The organism is Paracoccus sphaerophysae, assembly GCF_000763805.1.
GTDB lineage: Bacteria > Pseudomonadota > Alphaproteobacteria > Rhodobacterales > Rhodobacteraceae > Paracoccus > Paracoccus sphaerophysae.
This window is the reverse complement of record NZ_JRKS01000029.1, coordinates 18,905-36,701: the sequence shown is the minus strand read 5'-3', so window position 1 is coordinate 36,701 and position 17,797 is coordinate 18,905. Positions and strand designations below refer to the sequence as shown.

The following is a 17,797-nucleotide window of genomic DNA, read 5'->3' as shown; positions in this document are numbered from 1 at the left end:
GGCCACGTCCGCCCCCGCGCCGGGTGCGAGCGGCGGGCTGGGTGGCGGCCTTGGCGGTCTGGGCGCGCCGAACTTCGGCGGTGCCGCGCCAGCGCCGGCGGTCCCCGCGACCGCGCCGGCCACGCCTGCGCCGGGTGGCCTGGGCGGCGGTCTGGGCGGTCTGGGGACGCCAAACTTCGGCGCCCCGGCCCCTGCCGCGCCTGCCTCTACGGCCCCGGCTCCTGCGGCCCCCACGACGCCGGCACCCGCGGCCCCGGCTGCCACGGCCCCGGCTCCCGCTGCTCCGGCCGCGCCGGGGCTGTCCAGCCCGCCTCCGGGGCTGGCGCCTGCCTCCAACTGAGCCTGTTCCCAGGCCACCGACACGACACAGGGCGGCCCCGCAAGGGCCGCCCTTTTCGCTTGCGGGCCGCGCTCCGCTCGGGCGGGCATGAAAAGGCCGCAGCCCGGTCAGGGGCGGCGGCCTTCGATCGCGTCAGATCCAGAGGATCAGGGCTTGGCCGCCCCGGCCGCCGGCGCCGCAGCGTCGGCCGGAGCCGCGGGCGCCGGGGCCGCCGCAGGCGCAGCCGCGGCATCCGCTGCGGCCAGCTTGTTGTTGCGCTGCTGGATCATCATCATCGTGTCAAAGGTATAGTCGGTGGTCTGCTGGTACAGGAACCAGTCGTTCAGATAAGCCTTCTGCGCGTCCCATTGCTTCTTGAACGACGCGTTCTGGCCGGCCAGCTCCTCGTAGATCTGACGCGAGGCGTCGAAGGCCGCGACCATCACGTCCTCGGGGAACGGGCGCAGCTGGGCGCCGGCGGCGACGAGGTTCTTCAGCGCAGTCGGGTTCTTGTAGTCGTACTTGGCCAGCGTGTTCTGGTCGGCCGCCTGGCAGCAGGTGCGCAGCAGCGACTTGTAGCTTTCCGGCAGCTCGTTCCACTTGGCCAGGTTGACGAAGAAGCCGACCGTCGGCCCGCCTTCCCAGAAGCCGGGGTAATAGTAGTAGGGCGCGACCTTCTGGAAGCCCAGCTTCTCGTCGTCATAGGGGCCGACCCATTCGGCCGCGTCGATGGTGCCCTTTTCCAGCGACGGATAGATATCGCCGCCGGCGATCTGCTGGGGCACAACGCCCAGCTTTTCCATCACCTTGCCGGCGAGGCCCGAGATCCGCATCTTGAGGCCCTTCATGTCCTCGAGCGACTTGATTTCCTTGCGGTACCAGCCGCCCATCTGCGAGCCGGTGTTGCCGACCGGGAAGGCGATCAGGTTCTGGGTGGCGAGGAATTCGTTGTAGGTGTCGATCCCGCCGCCCTGATAGTTGTAGGCCGCCTTGGACCGGGCGTTGAAGGTGAACGGCAGGTCGGCGCCGCAGGCAAAGGCCGGGTCCTTGCCCCAGTTGTAGTAGCCGACCGAGTTCGAGCACTCGACCGTGCCGTTCGAGGTGGCGTTCATCGCCTCGAGCCCGGGGACGAGCTCGCCCGCCGCGAACACCTGCAGGGTGAACTTGCCGTCGGTCGCTTCCTTGAGCCGGGTCGCCACGTCCTCGGCGCTGCCATAGATCGTGTCCAGCGACTTGGGGAACGACGACGCGACGCGCCAGTTGATGGTGGGCGCTTCCTGCGCGATGGCGGGGGCGGCGAGCGTCGCGCCGGCGGCGGCGGCCGCGCCGCCCACGGTCGCGCGGGTCAGGAACGACCGGCGGTCGAGTTGGGTCTTCTGGGTCATCTGGTCCTCCACTGTCGCGGGCGCGGCATTGCGTGCGCCGCGCTCCGTCTAGATGCGATCGGAAGATTGCACGGGCGTCGCGCCCCTGTCGAGACGTCGATAAGGTCAGCAAGGCCTTTTTCCTGCGCCGTTCGGAGCGCCTTCCCACCCCCGGTTTCTGCCCGGTTTCGCGCCAGAGCCTCGCGCCGCCTGAACTGCCGCGCCGAAACCCTGGGCGAGGGCGCGAAAACGGCTTTTCCTTTGCGCAAGCCTATGGAATTGATGCGATCGGAACCCGGAGGAATGCATGGCCTCAGCCAGCGGATCGGAATCGGCGCAGGGGCTGCGGATCGTCGCCCCGCCCTTCATCTATGCGCTGCTGATGCTGGCGGTGCCGCTGCTGACGATCGTCGCATTTTCGTTCTTCAAGGACGGCTATCAGACGATTATCCGCGAGTTCACGTTCGAGAACTATCGCGCGGTCTGGGCTGATCCGATCTTTCGGACGCTGATGCTGCGGTCGCTGCTGGTCGCGGGGATGGTCACCGTGGTCACCGTGGCGCTGGCCTTTCCGGTTGCCTATTTCCTGTCCTTCGTCGTGCGGCCGGACCACAAGTCGCTGTGGCTGTTCCTGATCACCATCCCGTTCTGGACCAGCTACCTGATCCGGGTATTCCTGTGGAAGGTGATCCTGGGGCATAACGGGGTCATCAACTCGGGTCTCAAGAGCCTGGGGCTGATCGACCAGCCGCTCACCTTCCTGCTGTACAACACCGGGTCGATCATCACGACGCTGGCCCATGCCTATGCGCCGTTCGCGATCCTGCCGATCTATGTGGCGCTGGAAAAGATCGACCGCTCGCTGCTGGAAGCCGGGCGCGACTTGGGCGAAAGCCGGCTGATGACCTTTTGGCGCGTCACCCTGCCGCTGGCGATGCCCGGCGTGCTCGCGGCGGTGCTGATCGTGTTCATCCCCACCATCGGCGACTACGTGACGCCCACGATCATCGGCGGCGGCAAGATCCCGATGGTGGCGAACCTCATCCAGGCGCAGATGCTGGACATCGACAACAAGCCGCTGGGCTCGGCCATCGCGGTGACGGCGATGCTGATCGTGACCGTGCTGGCGCTGGTGTTCCTGTTCCTCAACCGCCGCTTCCTGAGGATGCGCTGATGCGGGGCGGTGGGCTCAGGGCGTATGCGATCGCCTATCTGCTGTTCCTGTATGCGCCGATCCTGCTGCTGCCGGTCTTCGCGTTCAACTCGGGCACCATCATCGCCTTTCCGCTGAAGGGCTTCACCACTGAATGGTTCGCGCAGATGTGGGGCAATGCCACGCTGCGCCGGGCGATGCTGAACTCGCTGACCATCGCGGTCAGCTCGGCCGTGTTCGCGACCTGCCTGGGGCTGTTCGCGGCCCGCGCCTCGACCCGGTTTGCGTTCCCCGGCAAGGGGCCGATCATGGGGCTGATCATGCTGCCGCTGGTGCTGCCCGAGATCATCGTCAGCATCTCGCTGCTGGTGGTGCTGCTGGGGATCGGCATCCCGCTGTCGGTGTTCACGGTGATCCTGGGGCACACGCTGATCTGCATGCCCTACGCGGTTGCGATCCTGACCACCGCCTTCTCGTCGCTGGACCGCTCGCTCGAGGAAGCCGCGCAGGACCTGGGCGAAACCAAGTTGAGCGCGTTTCGCCTGGTGATCCTGCCGCTGGTGATGCCCGGCATCATCTCGGCCATGCTGATGAGCTTCACGATCAGCCTGGACGAATTCATCATCGCCTTCTTCCTGGCCGGGAACGAGCCGACGCTGCCGACCTATATCTTCAGCCAGCTGCGGTTCCCCAAGTCGATCCCGATGATCATGGCGCTGGGAACGGTGCTGGTGGCGATGTCGATCCTGCTGCTGACGGTCGCCGAATATTTCCGCCGCCGCGGCGTTGCCCGCACCGGCCAGAAGGACAGCGGAGGTTTCATTTGACCACCCCCATGACGAGCTATGCCCCTGCCCGCGACGCCGAAGGCCGCCCGACCCCCATCGCCGGCCGCAAGCCGATGATCCAGTGCCGGGGCGTGCAGAAATACTATGGCGACTATCACGCCCTGCGCGGCATCGACCTGACCATCCACGAGGCCGAGTTCTTTTCCCTGCTGGGCCCCTCGGGCTGCGGCAAGACCACGCTGCTGCGCACGATCGCCGGGTTCGAGGACATCTCCTCGGGCGTGGTGCTGATCGACGGCAAGGACATGGCCGGGGTGCCGGCGAACGCCCGGCCCACCAACATGGTGTTCCAGTCCTATGCGATCTTCCCGCATCTGACGGTGGCCGACAACGTGGCGTTCGGCCTGCGCCGCGATCCCCGCTCGCGGGCCGAAAAGGCGGCGGCGGTCGATGAGGCGCTGGGGATGGTGGGGCTCAAGGGCTACGGCGCCCGTGCCGCCCACGCGCTGTCGGGCGGGCAGCGGCAGCGGGTCGCGCTGGCCCGCGCGCTGATCCTGAAACCCAAGGTGCTGCTGCTGGACGAGCCGCTGTCGGCGCTGGACCGCAAGATGCGAGAGCAGATGCAGGTCGAGCTGATCAAGCTGCAGCGCCAGGTCGGCATCACCTTCGTGCTGGTCACCCACGACCAGGAAGAGGCGCTGGTCATGTCCGACCGCATCGCCGTCATGTTCGAGGGCAACATCGCCCAGCTGGCCACCGCCGAGGAGCTGTATACCCGTCCGGCAAGCCGGCGGGTGGCGGATTTCATCGGGGTGATGAACTTCATGCCCGCCCGCATCCTGGGCGAGACCGCCACCGGCGTCACCGTCGAGGCGCCAGGCTTCGGCCAGGTCGAGATCCCGGCCGCGAATGTCAGCCACGCCGATCCGGGCGATCCGGCGCCCTCGATCGGCTTCCGCCCCGAGGCGGTGACGCTGCTTGCGGCCACCGCGCCGGCGACAGACCGGGTGACCGAGGGGATCATCGACGAGGTCGTCTATTACGGCGACATGAGCTATTACGACGTGATCCTGGACAGCCCGGACACGTTCGGCGGCCAGCCGCACGAGATCCGCATCTCGATGCGCAACGTGTTTGGCCGCGAGCTGCCGGACCTGGGCACGCGGGTCCGCGTCGGGTGGTCGCCGGGGTCGCTGATCCTGTTCCGGTAAGGAAAGGGGCGCTGCCCCTCGGCGCGTGCCGCGCCTCACCCCGGGATATTTCTGACCGCCCGATGGGGCCGGGTCGTCAGGGGCCGTTTCTCCAGGGGCAGGGGCGCAGGGTAGTGCCGGGGCCGGGCTCCCGGCCCAGCTCGCGGCAGCCGGCATCGGTGCAGAGCTGCCAGCCGCCGCCGGTCGCGCCCGATGCGGCGAGGGTCAGCGCGGGCAGCGAGACGTCGGGCTGCCAGACCCACCAGCCGTCGCGCCAGACCGACCCCTCGCCGGGTTCCATCCCGGCGCCCGACCCGCGGATACGCGCCTCGATCAGGTGCAGCCGGCCGCCCTCGACCCGCCAGGTTTCCCGCCACTCGACCCGTTCGACGGAATGGGTCCAGCCCAGGGTGAAGCCGCCATGGACGGCCAGCGCCAGGGCGCCGGTCATCAGGCAGGCGCTCATGCCGTGCGGGCCTTGCGGAGCGTGGTCCACATCCAGCCGATGAACAGAGCCGCCAGGACGACGCCGACCCCGTCGCTCCACGGCGCGGCATAGATCAGGGTGAACGAGGTGAGCATCGCCAGCACCCGCTCCCACGGCACCAGCAGGCGGTTCATCCAGCCGATCACCGCGATGCCCCACAGCCCCATCGCCAGCACGGTCTTGACGAAGATATATGCCACCGCCGGCCAATAGCCGATCGCCGCAGCCAGGGGCCCGCCATCCTGCAGCATCAGCGCCGGCGCATAGACCGCCATGAACGGCACGACGAACCCCGCCGCGGCGATCTTGAGCGCCTCGAAGCTGATCTTCAGCCCGCTTTCCCGCGCGATCGGCGCGGCGGCAAAGCAGGCCAGCGCCACCGGCGGCGTCAGGTCGGCGAGGATGCCGAAGTAGAAGACGAACATGTGGCTGACGATCAGCGGCACGCCCAGTTGCAGCAGGGCGGCCGCGGCGATGGTCGAGGTAATGATGTAATTCGGGATCGTCGGGATCCCCATCCCCAGCACGATGCAGGTCACCATCGTCAGCAGCAGCGACAGGAACAGGTTGCCCTGGCCCAGCGACACGATGACGCTGCCCAGCGTGGTGGCGACCCCGGTCAGCGTGACCGTGCCCATGATGATGCCGACCAGCGCGCAGGCGACGCCGACGGGCAGGGCGGTCTTGGCCCCGTCGGCCAGGCTGTCAACGCAGATGCGCAACGTCTCTCGCCCGCCGCGGGTCAGCAGGTTGGCCAGCACCAGCAGCCCGACCAGCCCGCCCACCAGCGGCATCGCATAGCGCAGGTCGTTGGAAAAGATCCACGCGCAGGCCAGCCCGAGCCCGATCCAGACGATCGCCCGGATCACCCCGGCCGGCATCCCCAGCGCGATCGAGGCGCCGAGGATCAGCACGATGGTCAGCGCCAGCCCGATGGTCCCCGCGTAAAGCGGGGTGGTCCCGGAAAACAGCAGCCACACCAGCACGGCCAGCGGCAGCAGCAGGTACCAGCCCTCGATCAGCGCCCGGCGGGGCGAGGGCAGGTCCGCCTCGGACATGCCGACGAGGCCGCGCTTGCCGGCCTCGAGATGGACCATCCAGAAGGCGGCGCCGAAATACAGGATGGCGGGTATGATCGCGGCCTTGATGACCTCGATATATTCCACGCCCAGTGTCTCGGCCATGATGAAGGCCACCGCGCCCATCACCGGCGGCATCAGCTGTCCGCCCATCGAGGCGGTGGATTCGACGCCGCCGGCAAAGGCCGCGCGATAGCCGAAGCGCTTCATCAGCGGGATGGTGAACTGGCCGGTAGTGACGACGTTGGCCACCCCCGAGCCCGAGATCGTGCCCATCAGCGCCGAACTGACCACCGCGACCTTGGCCGGCCCGCCCAGCAGATGCCCGACCAGCCCCAGCGAGACGTCGGTGAACAGCTTGATCATCCCGGCTTTTTCCAGAAACGCCCCGAACAGGATGAACAGGAAGATGTAGGACGAGCTGACATAGATCGGGATGCCGTAGATGCCCTCGGTGCCGAAGGCCATCTGCTCGATCACCTGGCTGAGGTCATAGCCGCGGGTCTGGAACAGTCCCGGCGCATACTGGCCGAACAGCGCATAGGCGAGGAATGCGCCCGAGATCAGCGGCAGCGCGATCCCCATCTCGGCCCAGGCGGCGAGGAAGACGGTGACCAGGGCGATGATGCCGACGATGATGTCGGTCCGGTTCGGATCGCCGGCGCGCAGCAGGAGTTCGTCGTAGTACAGCCACTGATACAGCGCCACGCCCACGCCGGCCAGCGCCAGCGCCCATGCCGCGGCCAGCACCAGCGGCCCGGCGCGGCGCGCATTGGCGATGAGCGGGAACACCAGCAGCATCAGGAAACCGACATGGACCGCGCGCACGACCTGGCTGGGAAAATCCACGAAATGCGCGGCCGTGGCGATCTGGAACACCGAAAAGGCGATGGCGATCGCCCACAGCAGCCGCCCCTGCAACCCGGGCGGAAAGCTTTCGGCCATCGGATCGTGGATCGCCAGGTCGCGCGCATCGGGCGGCAGCCGGTGGGGATGGCCGGGATCGGCGTGGGGCAGGGGCGAATGGGTCATGGGAAAGCGCCTTGGCGAAACGAGACGCGGGGCCGCGCTGTCTGCGCCCGCCCCGGATGGAAATCCGGCGCGCGCGACTGGGGCGCGCGCCGGCCTGGCGCCTCACTTGAGGATGCCGGCTTCCTTGTAATAGCGCTCGGCCCCCGGGTGCAGCGGGATCGGCAGGTTCTCGGCCGCCTTGGCCGGGTCGATCGAGTTGCCGGCGGCATGGGCGGCCTTGAGCGTGTCGAGGTTCTCGAACAGCTGCTTGGTCATCTGGTAGACGGTTTCCTCGGGGACGCCGTCATGGGTGACGAGGATGTTGGTGACCGCCGCGGTCGGCACGTCGGCGTCCTGGCCGGTATAGGTGCCGGCCGGGATATTGCCTTCGAGATAGGCGCCGCCCAGCTTGCCGACCAGGTCGGCCGGCACCGGGATCACCGTGATCGGGGTCGAGGTCGCCAGGTCCTTCAGCGAGGCCACGCCCAGCCCCGCCGATTGCAGGGTGGCATCCAGCTGGCGGTTCTTCATCAGTTCGACCGATTCCGCGAAGGGCAGGTATTCGACCTTGCCCAGATCCTCGTAGGACATGCCCGCCGCGCCCAGGATGGCGCGGGCGTTCAGCTCGGTCCCCGACTTGGCGGCGCCGACCGACAGGCTCTTGCCCTTGAGGTCGGCAAGGCTGGCGATACCGGAATCCTTGGCCGCGACGATCTGGATATAGTTGGGATAGATCGCCCCAATGGCGCGCAGCTTGTCGAGCTTGCTCTTGAAGCCGGCCTCTTCGTTGCCTTCCCACGCCATCTGCACGCTGTCACCCAGCGCGAACCCGGCCTCGCCCTTGCCCTGCTGCAGCAGGTTAAGGTTTTCGACCGAGGCCTTGGTGGCCTGCACCTGGACCCGGGAATCGGCAATGCCCTTGCCCCAGATCTCCGACATCGCGACGCCCATCGGATAATAGACGCCCGAGGTGCCGCCGGTCAGGACGTTGATGAATTCGGCCGCCGAGGCGGTCAGCGGCGCCGCGGCCAGGGTCGCGGCCGTCGCGGCAGCGGTGATGAGGCGGGTCAGGTGCATGTCTTTCTCCTCCGTCTGTTGGCTGGTCCGCGGTCGTGGTGTCGCGGTGACCGGCGCACCATGGGGCAGGGGTGCGCGCGGATCAAGTTTGCATTTGCAGCCGTCCCGCCGCCCGCGGCATAGTCGCGCCGATTTGGGATCCGGCGGAGAAAGAGACATGGATCGACGCAGCCTTCTGACCGGGGCCGCCGCGCTGGGCGCGGGTCTGGCGATGCCGGCGCTGGCGCAGGACGCGCCGCTGAAGGTCGGGCTGATCCTGCCGCTGACCGGCCCCTTCGCCGCCTATGGCCAGCAGATCGAGGCCGGGTTCCGGCTGTATCTCGAACGCCACGGCGACGGCGTCGCCGGCCGCCGGATCGAGCCGGTGGTGCAGGACGATGCCGGCACCGCCGACACCACCCGCCGCATCGCCCAGGAAATGGTGACCCAGGGCGGGGTCGAGGTGCTGGGCGGCTTTGGCCTGACCCCGCTAGCGCTGGCCGTCGCGCCGGTGTCGGCGCGGGCCGGGGTGGCGCAGATCGTGATGGTGGCCGCGACCTCGTCGGTGACCGAGGCCTCGCCGATGATCGTGCGCACCAGCTACACCACGCCGCAGGTGACCAGCGTGATCGCGCGCTGGATGGCCGGCGACGGCCTCAGCCAGGCGATGACGCTGGTTCTGGACTACGGGCCGGGGCAGGACGCCGAAAAGACCTTTGCCCGAGTCTTTGCCGAGGCCGGCGGCACCATCACCGAAAGCCTGCGGGTGCCGATGCAGAACCCCGATTTCGCGCCGTTCCTGCAGCGGGTCGCCGATGCCCGCCCACAGTCGCTGTTCGTGTTCCTGCCCTCGGGCGTGGGCGCGCCGTTCCTCAAGCAATGGGTGGAACGGGGGCTGGACAAGTCCGGCATCCGGCTGGTCGCTGACGGGTCGGTGACCGACGACATCGTGCTGCCGCAGATGGGCGACGCCGCGCTGGGGCTGGTGACGGGCCTTCACTACAGCGCCGCGCTGCCGTCCGAGACGAACCGCGCCTTCGTGACAGAATTCATGGAACGCTACCGGATGCGGCCGAACTTCATGGCCGTGGCCGCTCATGACGGCGCGCATCTGCTGTTCGAGGCGCTGAAGAAGACCGGCGGCGACGCGACCGGCAAGGGGCTGGTCGAGGCGATGAAGGGCATGGCCTTCGAGTCGCCCCGCGGCCCGATCCGGATCGACCCGGCGACCCGCGACATCGTGCAGACCGTCTACATGATGCGGGTCGAGGAGGTGGGCGGTCAATTGTGGAACGTCCCCTTCCACAGCTTCGAGGCGGTCGCCGATCCCGGCAAGGCCTGACCCCGCGCCGCGACGGGCGCGTGTGGCCGGCTGCCTCTCGCACCCGGCCGTGATCGCCGCTATATCCCCGACACCACCGACAAAAGGAGCGGCGCCATGCCCGAGCTTTCCCCATCAGACACGGCCAAGGACGCCGCCGCCCGCGCCGCCGTGGCGCTGGTGCAGGACGGGATGCGGCTGGGGCTCGGCACCGGTTCCACCGCCGTGTTCATGGTCCACCGGCTGGCCGAACGGGTGCGGGCCGAGGGGCTGCGCCTGCGTTGCGCCGCGACCAGCCGCGCCACCTGCGACCTGGCCGGGCAGCTGGGCCTGCGGATCGAGGAGCTGGACGAGATCGGCTGGCTGGACCTGACCATCGACGGCGCCGACGAGATCGACCCCGACCTGAACCTCATCAAGGGCGGCGGCGGGGCGCATCTGCGCGAAAAGATCACCGCCGCGGCCTCGGACCGGATGGTCGTGATCGCCGATCCCGGCAAGGTGGTCGAAACGCTGGGCGCGTTCCATCTGCCGGTCGAGGTGATCCCGTTCGGGCTCGAGGTGACGCGGGTCCATATCCAGCGCCTGCTCGATTCGGCGGGGCTCAGCCAGCGCCCGATGCTGCTGCGCCAGCGCGACGGCGTTGTGTTCCGCACCGACGAGGACAACGTGATCCTCGACCTGTCGCTGGACTGCATCGGCGACCCGGCCCAGCTGGCGCGCGGCCTGTCCGCCATCCCCGGCGTGGTGGAACACGGGCTGTTTCTGAACATGTGCCAGCTGGCCCTGATCGGCAGCCCGGACGGGTCGGTGATCGAACTGACCCGGATCGAGGGCGTGGCATGAGCTTCGACTATGATCTGTTCGTCATCGGCGGCGGCTCGGGCGGGGTCCGGGCGGCGCGCATCGCCTCAAGCCAGCACGGCGCGCGGGTGGGGATCGCCGAGGAAAGCCGCATGGGCGGCACCTGCGTCATCCGCGGCTGCGTGCCGAAGAAGCTGATGATCTTTGCCTCGACCGCCCCCGCCGCCGCGGCCGAGGCACGGGGCTATGGCTGGGCCGAGGCGACCGCGGGCCGCTTTGACTGGCCCGCATTCCGCGACAAACTGCACGACGAACTGTCGCGGCTGGAAGGTCTTTACGAGGGCGGCCTGACCGCGGCCGGGGTGGACATCCACCACGCCCGCGCCACACTGGTCGATCACCATACGGTGGAACTGTCGACCGGCGAGCGCTTCACCGCCAAGCACATCCTCATCGCGGTCGGCGGCCGCCCCAGCCTGCCCGGCATCCCGGGCGAGGAACTGGGGATGATCTCGGACGACCTGTTCACGATGGAAACCCTGCCGCGGCGGGTGCTGGTCGTCGGCGGCGGCTTCATCGCCTGCGAATTCGCCACCATCCTGAACGGCCTCGGGTCCGACACCACGCTGTGCTATCGCGGCGACAGGCTGCTGCGCGGCTTTGACGAGGAATGCCGCGCGCTGGTGACGCACCAGCTTGAAGACATCGGCGTGACCATGCGGCTGAACGCGAACCCGGCGCGGCTGGACCGTGACGGAGACGCCATTCGCGTGACCTACGAGGACGGATCGGCCGAAACCCACGACGCGGTGATGTTCGCCACCGGCCGCCACCCCTATACCGCCGGGCTGGGACTGGAAAACACCGGGGTCAAGCTGGGCCGCAAGGGCGAGATCGTGGTCGATCGCTGGTCGCAGACCGCGGTGCCCTCGATCTTTGCGGTGGGGGACGTGACCGACCGGGTGAACCTGACCCCGGTGGCGATCCGCGAGGGCCACAGCTTCGCCGACACCGTCTTTGGCGCCCAGCCGCGCTGCGTGGATCACGACCTGGTCGCCAGCGCCGTCTATGTCCGCCCGCACGAACTGGGCACCATCGGCCTGACCGAGGAAGCCGCCGCCGCGCAGGGCCCGATCGAGGTCTATGCGGCCAGCTTCCGTCCGATGCGGTCGCTGTTCGCCGGGTCCGAGGCGCGGGCGATGATGAAGCTGGTCGTCTGCGCCGACACCCGCCGGGTGCTGGGCTGCCACCTGTTCGTCCCCGAGGCCGGCGAGATGATCCAGCTGGTCGCCGTGGCGATGGGCATGGGCGCGACCAAGGAACAGTTCGACGCGGCGATGGCCGTCCACCCGACCCTGGCCGAAGAGCTGGTGACCATGCGCACGCCCGTGCGGCGCGCCGGCGGCGCCGTGGTCTGACGGCACTTTGCCCTTGTTCCGGCGGGGTTAGCCCCTAGTTACAACGGGACTTCTGACGAAAGGCTTGAGGATGGCACAAGGACCCTGGGGCGGCGGCAGCGCAGGCGGCGGAAACGACGACGACCGCCCGCAATCGCCGCGCCCCGAACGCGGAGAGCCGCAGCGCCCCTGGGGCCAGCCCGGCGGCAAGCAGCCGCCCTCGGGCGGCCAGCGCCCCGACCCGCAGATCCCGGAAATCGAGGAGCTGATGCGCAAGGGTCAGGACCGGCTGCGCGTCCTGATGGGCGGCCGCGATGACGCCACTCGTCGCACCGGCGGCCCGCGCGGTCCCCGCCCGGCCATGCCGCGCATGGATCGCGGCAAGTGGGGCATCGCCGCGCTCGCCGCGGCGGGTCTGTGGGCCTTCGCCAGCTTCTACCAGGTCGATACCGGCGAGAAATCCGTCGAACTTCTGTTCGGCAAGCCCTATGCCGTGCGCGACGAGGGTCTGAACTTTGCGCCCTGGCCCTTCATCACCCGCCAGATCGTGGCGGTGACCGGCGAACGCACGATCGAGATCGGGATGGGCCGCGACGCGCTGGACAGCGGGCTGATGCTGACCCGCGACCAGAACATCGTGGACATGAGCTATCAGGTCGTCTGGAACGTCTCGAACCCCGAGCAATTCCTGTTCAACCTCGCCGACCCCGAAGGCACCATCCGCGCCGTGGCCGAAAGCGCCCTGCGCGATATCGTGGCCCGGTCGGAACTGGCGCCGATCCTGAACCGCGACCGCGGCCAGATCGCGCGCGACGCCGAAATCGCCATCCAGCAGACGCTGGACAGCTATCAGGCCGGCATCAACATCGTCCGGGTCAACCTGGGCCGCGCCGACCCCCCGCAAGAGGTCATCGACAGCTTCCGCGAGGTGCAGGCCGCCCAGCAGGAACGCGACCGGCTGGAAAAAGAGGCCGACGCCTATGCCAACCGGGTTCTGGCCAATGCCCGCGGTGAGGCCGCGGCGCTGGTCGAACAGTCCGAGGCCTATCGCGCCCAGGCCGTCAACGACGCCCAGGGCGAGGCGGCGCGGTTCAACTCGGTCTATGACGAATACGTCAAGGCGCCGGACGTGACCCGCCGCCGGATGTACCTGGAAACGATGGAGCGGGTGCTTGGCGGCGTGAACAAGGTGCTGATCGAGAACCAGCCCGGGGGCGGGCAGGGCGTCGTGCCCTATCTGCCGCTTGACCAGCTGCGCCCCGCCGCGCCCGCCGCGCAGCCGCAGGCCGCGCCCACCACCAGCAACCAGCCGACGGGGAGCAACTGATGCGCCGCGCGCTTTCCTTCTTTGCCCTGCCCGTGGTGATCGTCCTGGGGCTGCTCGTCATGGCCTCGGTCTACATTGTGGACGTCCGCGAAAAGGCGCTGGTTCTGCGCTTTGGCGAGGTCGTCGCGGTCCGCGAGGAACCCGGGCTGGGCTTCAAGATGCCGGTCATCGACCGCGTCGTGCGCTATGACGCGCGCATCCTCGGCCTGCCCACCGACCCGATGGAGGTCACGCCGCTGGACGACCGCCGCCTTGTCGTCGACGCCTTCGCGCGCTGGCAGGTGGCCGATGCGGTGACCTTCCGCCGCGCCACCGGCGAGGGCGGGATCGAATTTGCCCAGAACCGCCTCGCCGGCATCCTGACCAACGCGATCCGGCAGGTGCTGGGTTCGGTGCCCTCGACCGCCGTGCTGTCGCAGGACCGCACCAACCTCATGGGCCAGATCCGCGACGCCGCGCGGGGCGAGGCTGAGGCCCTGGGGGTGCAGATCATCGACGTGCGCCTGACCCGCACCGACCTGCCCGAACAGAACCTCAACGCGACGTACGCCCGGATGCGGGCCGAACGGGAACGCGAGGCCGCCGACGAGATCGCCCGCGGGGGCGAGGCGGCGCAGCGGGTGCGCGCCTCGGCCGACCGGACGGTGGTCGAGCTGACCTCGGACGCGCGCCGCAAGGCCGAGATCGTCCGCGGTGAGGCCGACGCGCAGCGCAACGCGATCTATGCCGAGGCCTTCGGCAAGGACCCCGAGTTCTTCGCCTTCACCCGTTCCATGACCGCCTACGAGCGGGCGCTGAAGGGGCAGAACAGCTCTCTGGTCATCAACCCCGAGGGTGAGTTCTTCAGCTATCTGGGGGCAGGCGGCGCCGGGACGCCCGGGGTGGGCCCCACCAGTGTCCCGCCCGAGGTCGCAGCGGCGGTGCCGCCGGACGCCCCCTCGACCAGCGAGGTCGCAGCCCAGGCCGCAGCGCAGGCGGCGGCGGCAGCGGCCGCGGCGGCAGAGGCCGCGGCGCGCGCCGAAGGTGGCCCGGCCAGCGACGGGACGACGGCCGTCGTCGCCCCCGCCGAGGTGCCGGCGACGACCGCGCCCGCGACGCCTGCAACCGGCACGGCTGCGGGGACGGTGCCCGAGACCGGCGCAGCAGACACGCCGGCCGGGGCGACCGCTAACGACCCGGTCACGGGGCCGGCGGCGACGGGGGCGGCGGCCACGGACCAGCCTCCGCCGGCGAACTGATCGGGCGTCCCATCCGGGATGCGACAGATGACAGGCGCGGCCCGTAACGGCCGCGCCTTTTTTTGCCGCGCGCCATGTCAAATCACGATCGCAGTCACGACGAAATGACGCGACCGCTGTTGCCATCGCGCAACCAGAGGCCACATTAAGGCCCACAACCAACCGGCCGCCGGACCGGAGCCGATCCGGTAGCGTCATGGAGAACATACATGAATCTCAAGGTAAGACCCCCGCGCCCGAGCCTCACCGCCTCGGCGCTTGCGCTGACGCTCGCCCTGTCACCGGCGATCGCCCAGCAGGCGCAGCCAGTGCCGCCCGCGGACGACGCGCAGGCGCAGGCGCCGGCGGCGACCCAGGGCAACATGCCCGCAACCACCACCACGCCCGACCAGCCGATGACCGGCAAGGTCCCCGAGGCCGCCAATGCCAACGCGCCGATCGACGTGCAGAAGCCTGCGGTGACCGCCGGACAGGTGATGCCCGACAGCTTCGCCTCGATCGTGGAACAGGTCAGCCCCGCGGTGGTCAACATCACCACGACGTCGGTCGTGTCGCGCCCGGTCAACCAGGGGCCGATGTTCCCCGATGGCAGCCCGTTTTCCGACCTGTTCCGCGACTTCGGGATCCCCGGCATGCCCGGCGGCCCGGACCAGGGCAACCCGTTCGACGAGGACGGTGCGCCGTTCGGTGACCAGGGTCCGATGTCGCGCGAACGCTCGAACGCGCTGGGGTCGGGGTTCGTGGTGTCCTCTGACGGGCTGATCGTCACCAACAACCACGTCATCGACGGCGCCGACGAGATCGAGGTCGAGTTTTATTCCGGCGCCAAGCTGCCGGCCAAGCTGATCGGCACCGACCCGACCACCGACATCGCGGTGCTGAAGGTCGAGGCGGAAAAGCCGCTGCCCTTCGTGAAGTTCGGCGACAGCGACAAGGCGCGTGTCGGCGACTGGGTGCTGGCCTTGGGGAACCCGCTGGGGCAGGGCCTGTCGGCCTCCTCCGGCATCATCTCGGCGAAAAGCCGGGCGCTCACCGGCACCTATGACGACTTCATCCAGACCGACGCGGCGATCAACCGCGGCAACTCGGGGGGGCCGCTCTTCAACATGAACGGCGAGGTCGTGGGCGTGAACACCGCGATCCTGTCGCCGAACGGGGGCTCGATCGGGATCGGCTTCTCGATGGCGTCTAACGTCGTGACCAAGGTCGTCGACCAGCTGCGTGACTTTGGCGAAACCCGCCGCGGCTGGCTGGGGGTCAAGATCCAGGACGTTACCCAGGACATCGCCGATTCGCTGGGCCTCGCCTCTGACGCGGGGGCGATGGTCACGGATGTGCCGGCGGGCCCGGCGGCCGATGCCGGGATGAAGGCCGGCGACGTCATCACCCGCTTTGCCGGCGGTGACGTGGCCGACACGCGCGACCTGGTGCGCCGGGTGGCCGACGCGCCGGTGGGCGAGGCGGTGGACGTCACCGTCCAGCGCGACGGCAAGCCGGTCGAACTGAAGGTCACCCTGGGCCGGCGCGAGCTGGCCGATGCCGACGGGCAGGGGACCACGCCCGACGGAACGACCGGGCCGGGCGGCGCGGCCAGCCAGCAGGTGCTGGGCATGAAGCTGGCGCCGCTGACCCCGGAACTGGCCGCGCGGCTGCGGGTGCCCGAGGGCTCGCGCGGGCTGGTGGTGCAGGAGATCGACCCGGAAAGCGACGCCTCTGCCAAGGGGCTGCGCAGCGGCGACCTGATCGTCGAGGCGGGCCAGCAGCCCGTCGCCACCCTGGCCGACCTGAACGCCCGCATCGCCGAGGCAAAAGAGGCCGGCCGCCAGTCGTTGCTGGTCCTGATCCGGCGGGACGGCGAGCCGCGGTTCGTGGCGCTCACGATCGGGAAGTGATCGGGCACCGGGCCGCATGACGCGGCCCGCAACGTGACAAGGAAAAAGGGGCGCCGCTGGGCGCCCCTTTCTTTTCTGCCTGGCCCAGCCGCTTACTGGTTGGCCTTCACGACCTCTTGCAGCGCGTTGAAGCCGGCGGTGAACCCCTTCAGCGACACGTCCAGCTTGACCAGGTTCGCTTTGGGATCGGCGCCAAAGGGCAGCAGCGAGACAGTGGCCTTGTTGCCGTTCTTGAACCGCCCCAGTTCGGCCTCGGTCAGGCCGATCCGCGACACGCAGCCGACCGGCGCGCAGACCAGGAACGGATAGGCGTTGTTCTTGCCGGCGTCGATCTGCAGCCCCAGGCCGGCCTGAAGATCGGTTTCCAGCGGAGCCACAAAGTTGATGATCGCAGCGGCCTCGCCGGTGAACGGGATCACCGAGACCTCGGCCACCGACTTGCCGGCCTGGTCCTTGAGCAGCTGGTACAGCTCGCACGGGTCCTTGCCGTCCTGCGTCTTCAGGCAGCGCAGCAGCCAGGCGTCATGGGTCGACTTGTTGTAGTAGGCGCCGACCTGGTCGGCGGCCGGGGCAGGGGCTGCGCCGGCAGCGGGCGCGCCGGCGGCCGGCGGAGTCGCCGCATCGGCGGCAGGGGCAGCGGCGGCCGGGGTATCGGCGGGCGCTGCGGGTGCGGCGGTGGTGCCAGTGGCGGTCGGCGTGGCGCCAACCGGGGCGGCGGTGGTGCCCGTGGCGGCATCGGTCGTGGCGGCAGCCGCCGCATCGCTAGCGGCCGCAGTCGCCGCATCGCTTGCGGCGGTGGCGGCATCGGCACCGGCCTGGGCGGCGCCGGTCGCCGCCTTGGCGGCGTCGTCGGCCGCGGCGGCCGCATCGCTCGCCGCTTCGGCGGCAGCGCCGGCAGCGGTGGCATCGGCAGCAGCGGCGGTCTCGGGCGTCACGACCGGCGTGGCGGTGGTGCTGTCGGGGGCGGTCTGGGCGACCGCGGCCACGACCGGCGCGACGGCGAGCAGGGCGGCGAGAACGGCGGAAGAAGTGCGAGCCATGTCTGTTCCTTTCGGCTGAAGGCGCTGGGCGCGCTGGTAACATGCCCACACGGCGCTGTCAGGACCGCATCAATAACCTTTCCGTGGTGGTCCCGCGGCGGAATCCCGCGCATCGCGCGGGCTGCGACAAAGGTGGGAGTGGAACGGAAATGGGGGAATGCGCCATTCTGGCAGCACTCCCCCGCGTCCCTGTTGGACTTGGCCGTTATTGACGCCGGACGTTAGTCCCCCGTGTCACATTCGTCAATCAGGGCGATGTCGCATATGCTGTCGCGCGTCATCAAAAAAGCCGCGCCCGAAGGCGCGGCCAGGTGATACGGAGGAAGCATCG

14 protein-coding genes and 1 pseudogene are annotated in these 17,797 nt (G+C 69.3%); 10 read left to right on the top strand and 5 right to left on the bottom strand.

Annotated elements, in window-relative coordinates:
- Nucleotides 1–340, top strand: a pseudogene (locus IC63_RS18810) (hypothetical protein); the annotation flags it as partial.
- A gap of 146 nt (nt 341–486) precedes the next feature.
- Here IC63_RS18810 and IC63_RS09865 read toward each other — a convergent pair.
- Nucleotides 487–1,704 (bottom strand): TRAP transporter substrate-binding protein, encoded by a 1,218-nt coding sequence (locus IC63_RS09865; protein WP_084115717.1) that lies wholly within the window; start codon nt 1,702–1,704, stop codon nt 487–489.
- Nucleotides 1,705–1,990: 286 nt separating this feature from the next.
- On the opposite strand from IC63_RS09865, the gene IC63_RS09860 reads away from it, so the two are divergent.
- From IC63_RS09860 to IC63_RS09850, 3 genes are all read left to right on the top strand, one after another.
- Complete coding sequence (locus IC63_RS09860; RefSeq protein WP_036719643.1) at nt 1,991–2,857, top strand: ABC transporter permease; 867 nt, start codon at nt 1,991–1,993, stop codon at nt 2,855–2,857.
- Nucleotides 2,857–3,663 (top strand): ABC transporter permease, encoded by an 807-nt coding sequence (locus IC63_RS09855; RefSeq protein WP_036719642.1) that lies wholly within the window; start codon nt 2,857–2,859, stop codon nt 3,661–3,663. Before IC63_RS09860 ends, IC63_RS09855 begins: the two co-directional genes overlap by 1 nt.
- 74 nt (nt 3,664–3,737) lie before the next feature.
- The gene (locus IC63_RS09850; RefSeq protein ID WP_036719669.1) at nt 3,738–4,835 is read left to right on the top strand and encodes an ABC transporter ATP-binding protein; all 1,098 of its coding nucleotides are present in this window, start codon (nt 3,738–3,740) and stop codon (nt 4,833–4,835) included.
- A gap of 76 nt (nt 4,836–4,911) precedes the next feature.
- On the opposite strand, the gene IC63_RS09845 is transcribed toward IC63_RS09850, so the two are convergent.
- The 3 genes from IC63_RS09845 to IC63_RS09835 form a co-directional block, all read right to left on the bottom strand.
- Entirely contained in the window at nt 4,912–5,280 is a 369-nt protein-coding gene (locus IC63_RS09845) for a DUF1850 domain-containing protein (protein WP_036719639.1), read from the bottom strand.
- Complete coding sequence (locus IC63_RS09840; protein ID WP_052042082.1) at nt 5,277–7,325, bottom strand: TRAP transporter permease; 2,049 nt, start codon at nt 7,323–7,325, stop codon at nt 5,277–5,279. The genes IC63_RS09845 and IC63_RS09840 overlap by 4 nt, the downstream gene beginning before the upstream one ends.
- Before the next feature lie 189 nt (nt 7,326–7,514).
- Entirely contained in the window at nt 7,515–8,468 is a 954-nt protein-coding gene (locus IC63_RS09835; RefSeq protein WP_036719637.1) for a TAXI family TRAP transporter solute-binding subunit, read from the bottom strand.
- A gap of 157 nt (nt 8,469–8,625) precedes the next feature.
- On the opposite strand from IC63_RS09835, the gene IC63_RS09830 reads away from it, so the two are divergent.
- The 6 genes from IC63_RS09830 to IC63_RS09805 all read left to right on the top strand — a co-directional run bounded on the left by IC63_RS09830 (nt 8,626) and on the right by IC63_RS09805 (nt 16,426).
- Nucleotides 8,626–9,789 (top strand): ABC transporter substrate-binding protein, encoded by a 1,164-nt coding sequence (locus IC63_RS09830; RefSeq protein WP_036719636.1) that lies wholly within the window; start codon nt 8,626–8,628, stop codon nt 9,787–9,789.
- A gap of 96 nt (nt 9,790–9,885) precedes the next feature.
- The gene (gene rpiA, locus IC63_RS09825; RefSeq protein WP_036719633.1) at nt 9,886–10,614 is read left to right on the top strand and encodes a ribose-5-phosphate isomerase RpiA; all 729 of its coding nucleotides are present in this window, start codon (nt 9,886–9,888) and stop codon (nt 10,612–10,614) included.
- Nucleotides 10,611–11,990 (top strand): glutathione-disulfide reductase, encoded by a 1,380-nt coding sequence (gorA, locus tag IC63_RS09820; protein WP_036719630.1) that lies wholly within the window; start codon nt 10,611–10,613, stop codon nt 11,988–11,990. Before rpiA ends, gorA begins: the two co-directional genes overlap by 4 nt.
- Before the next feature lie 70 nt (nt 11,991–12,060).
- A complete protein-coding gene (gene hflK / locus IC63_RS09815) occupies nt 12,061–13,296 on the top strand; it encodes an FtsH protease activity modulator HflK (RefSeq protein ID WP_036719628.1) in 1,236 nt (411 codons plus the stop codon).
- Nucleotides 13,296–14,534, top strand: a complete 1,239-nt coding sequence (gene hflC / locus IC63_RS09810) for a protease modulator HflC (RefSeq protein WP_084115713.1) — start codon at nt 13,296–13,298, stop codon at nt 14,532–14,534. Before hflK ends, hflC begins: the two co-directional genes overlap by 1 nt.
- Nucleotides 14,535–14,929: 395 nt before the next feature.
- Nucleotides 14,930–16,426 carry a DegQ family serine endoprotease gene (locus IC63_RS09805; RefSeq protein WP_408633553.1) on the top strand — a complete coding sequence of 499 codons (1,497 nt, stop codon included), beginning with the start codon at nt 14,930–14,932 and terminating at the stop codon, nt 16,424–16,426.
- 92 nt (nt 16,427–16,518) lie between these two features.
- Here the strand turns inward: IC63_RS09805 and IC63_RS17495 are convergent, their stop codons facing one another.
- A complete protein-coding gene (locus tag IC63_RS17495) occupies nt 16,519–17,466 on the bottom strand; it encodes an invasion associated locus B family protein (RefSeq protein WP_084115711.1) in 948 nt (315 codons plus the stop codon).
- Between the last annotated feature and the right edge of the window lie 331 nt (nt 17,467–17,797).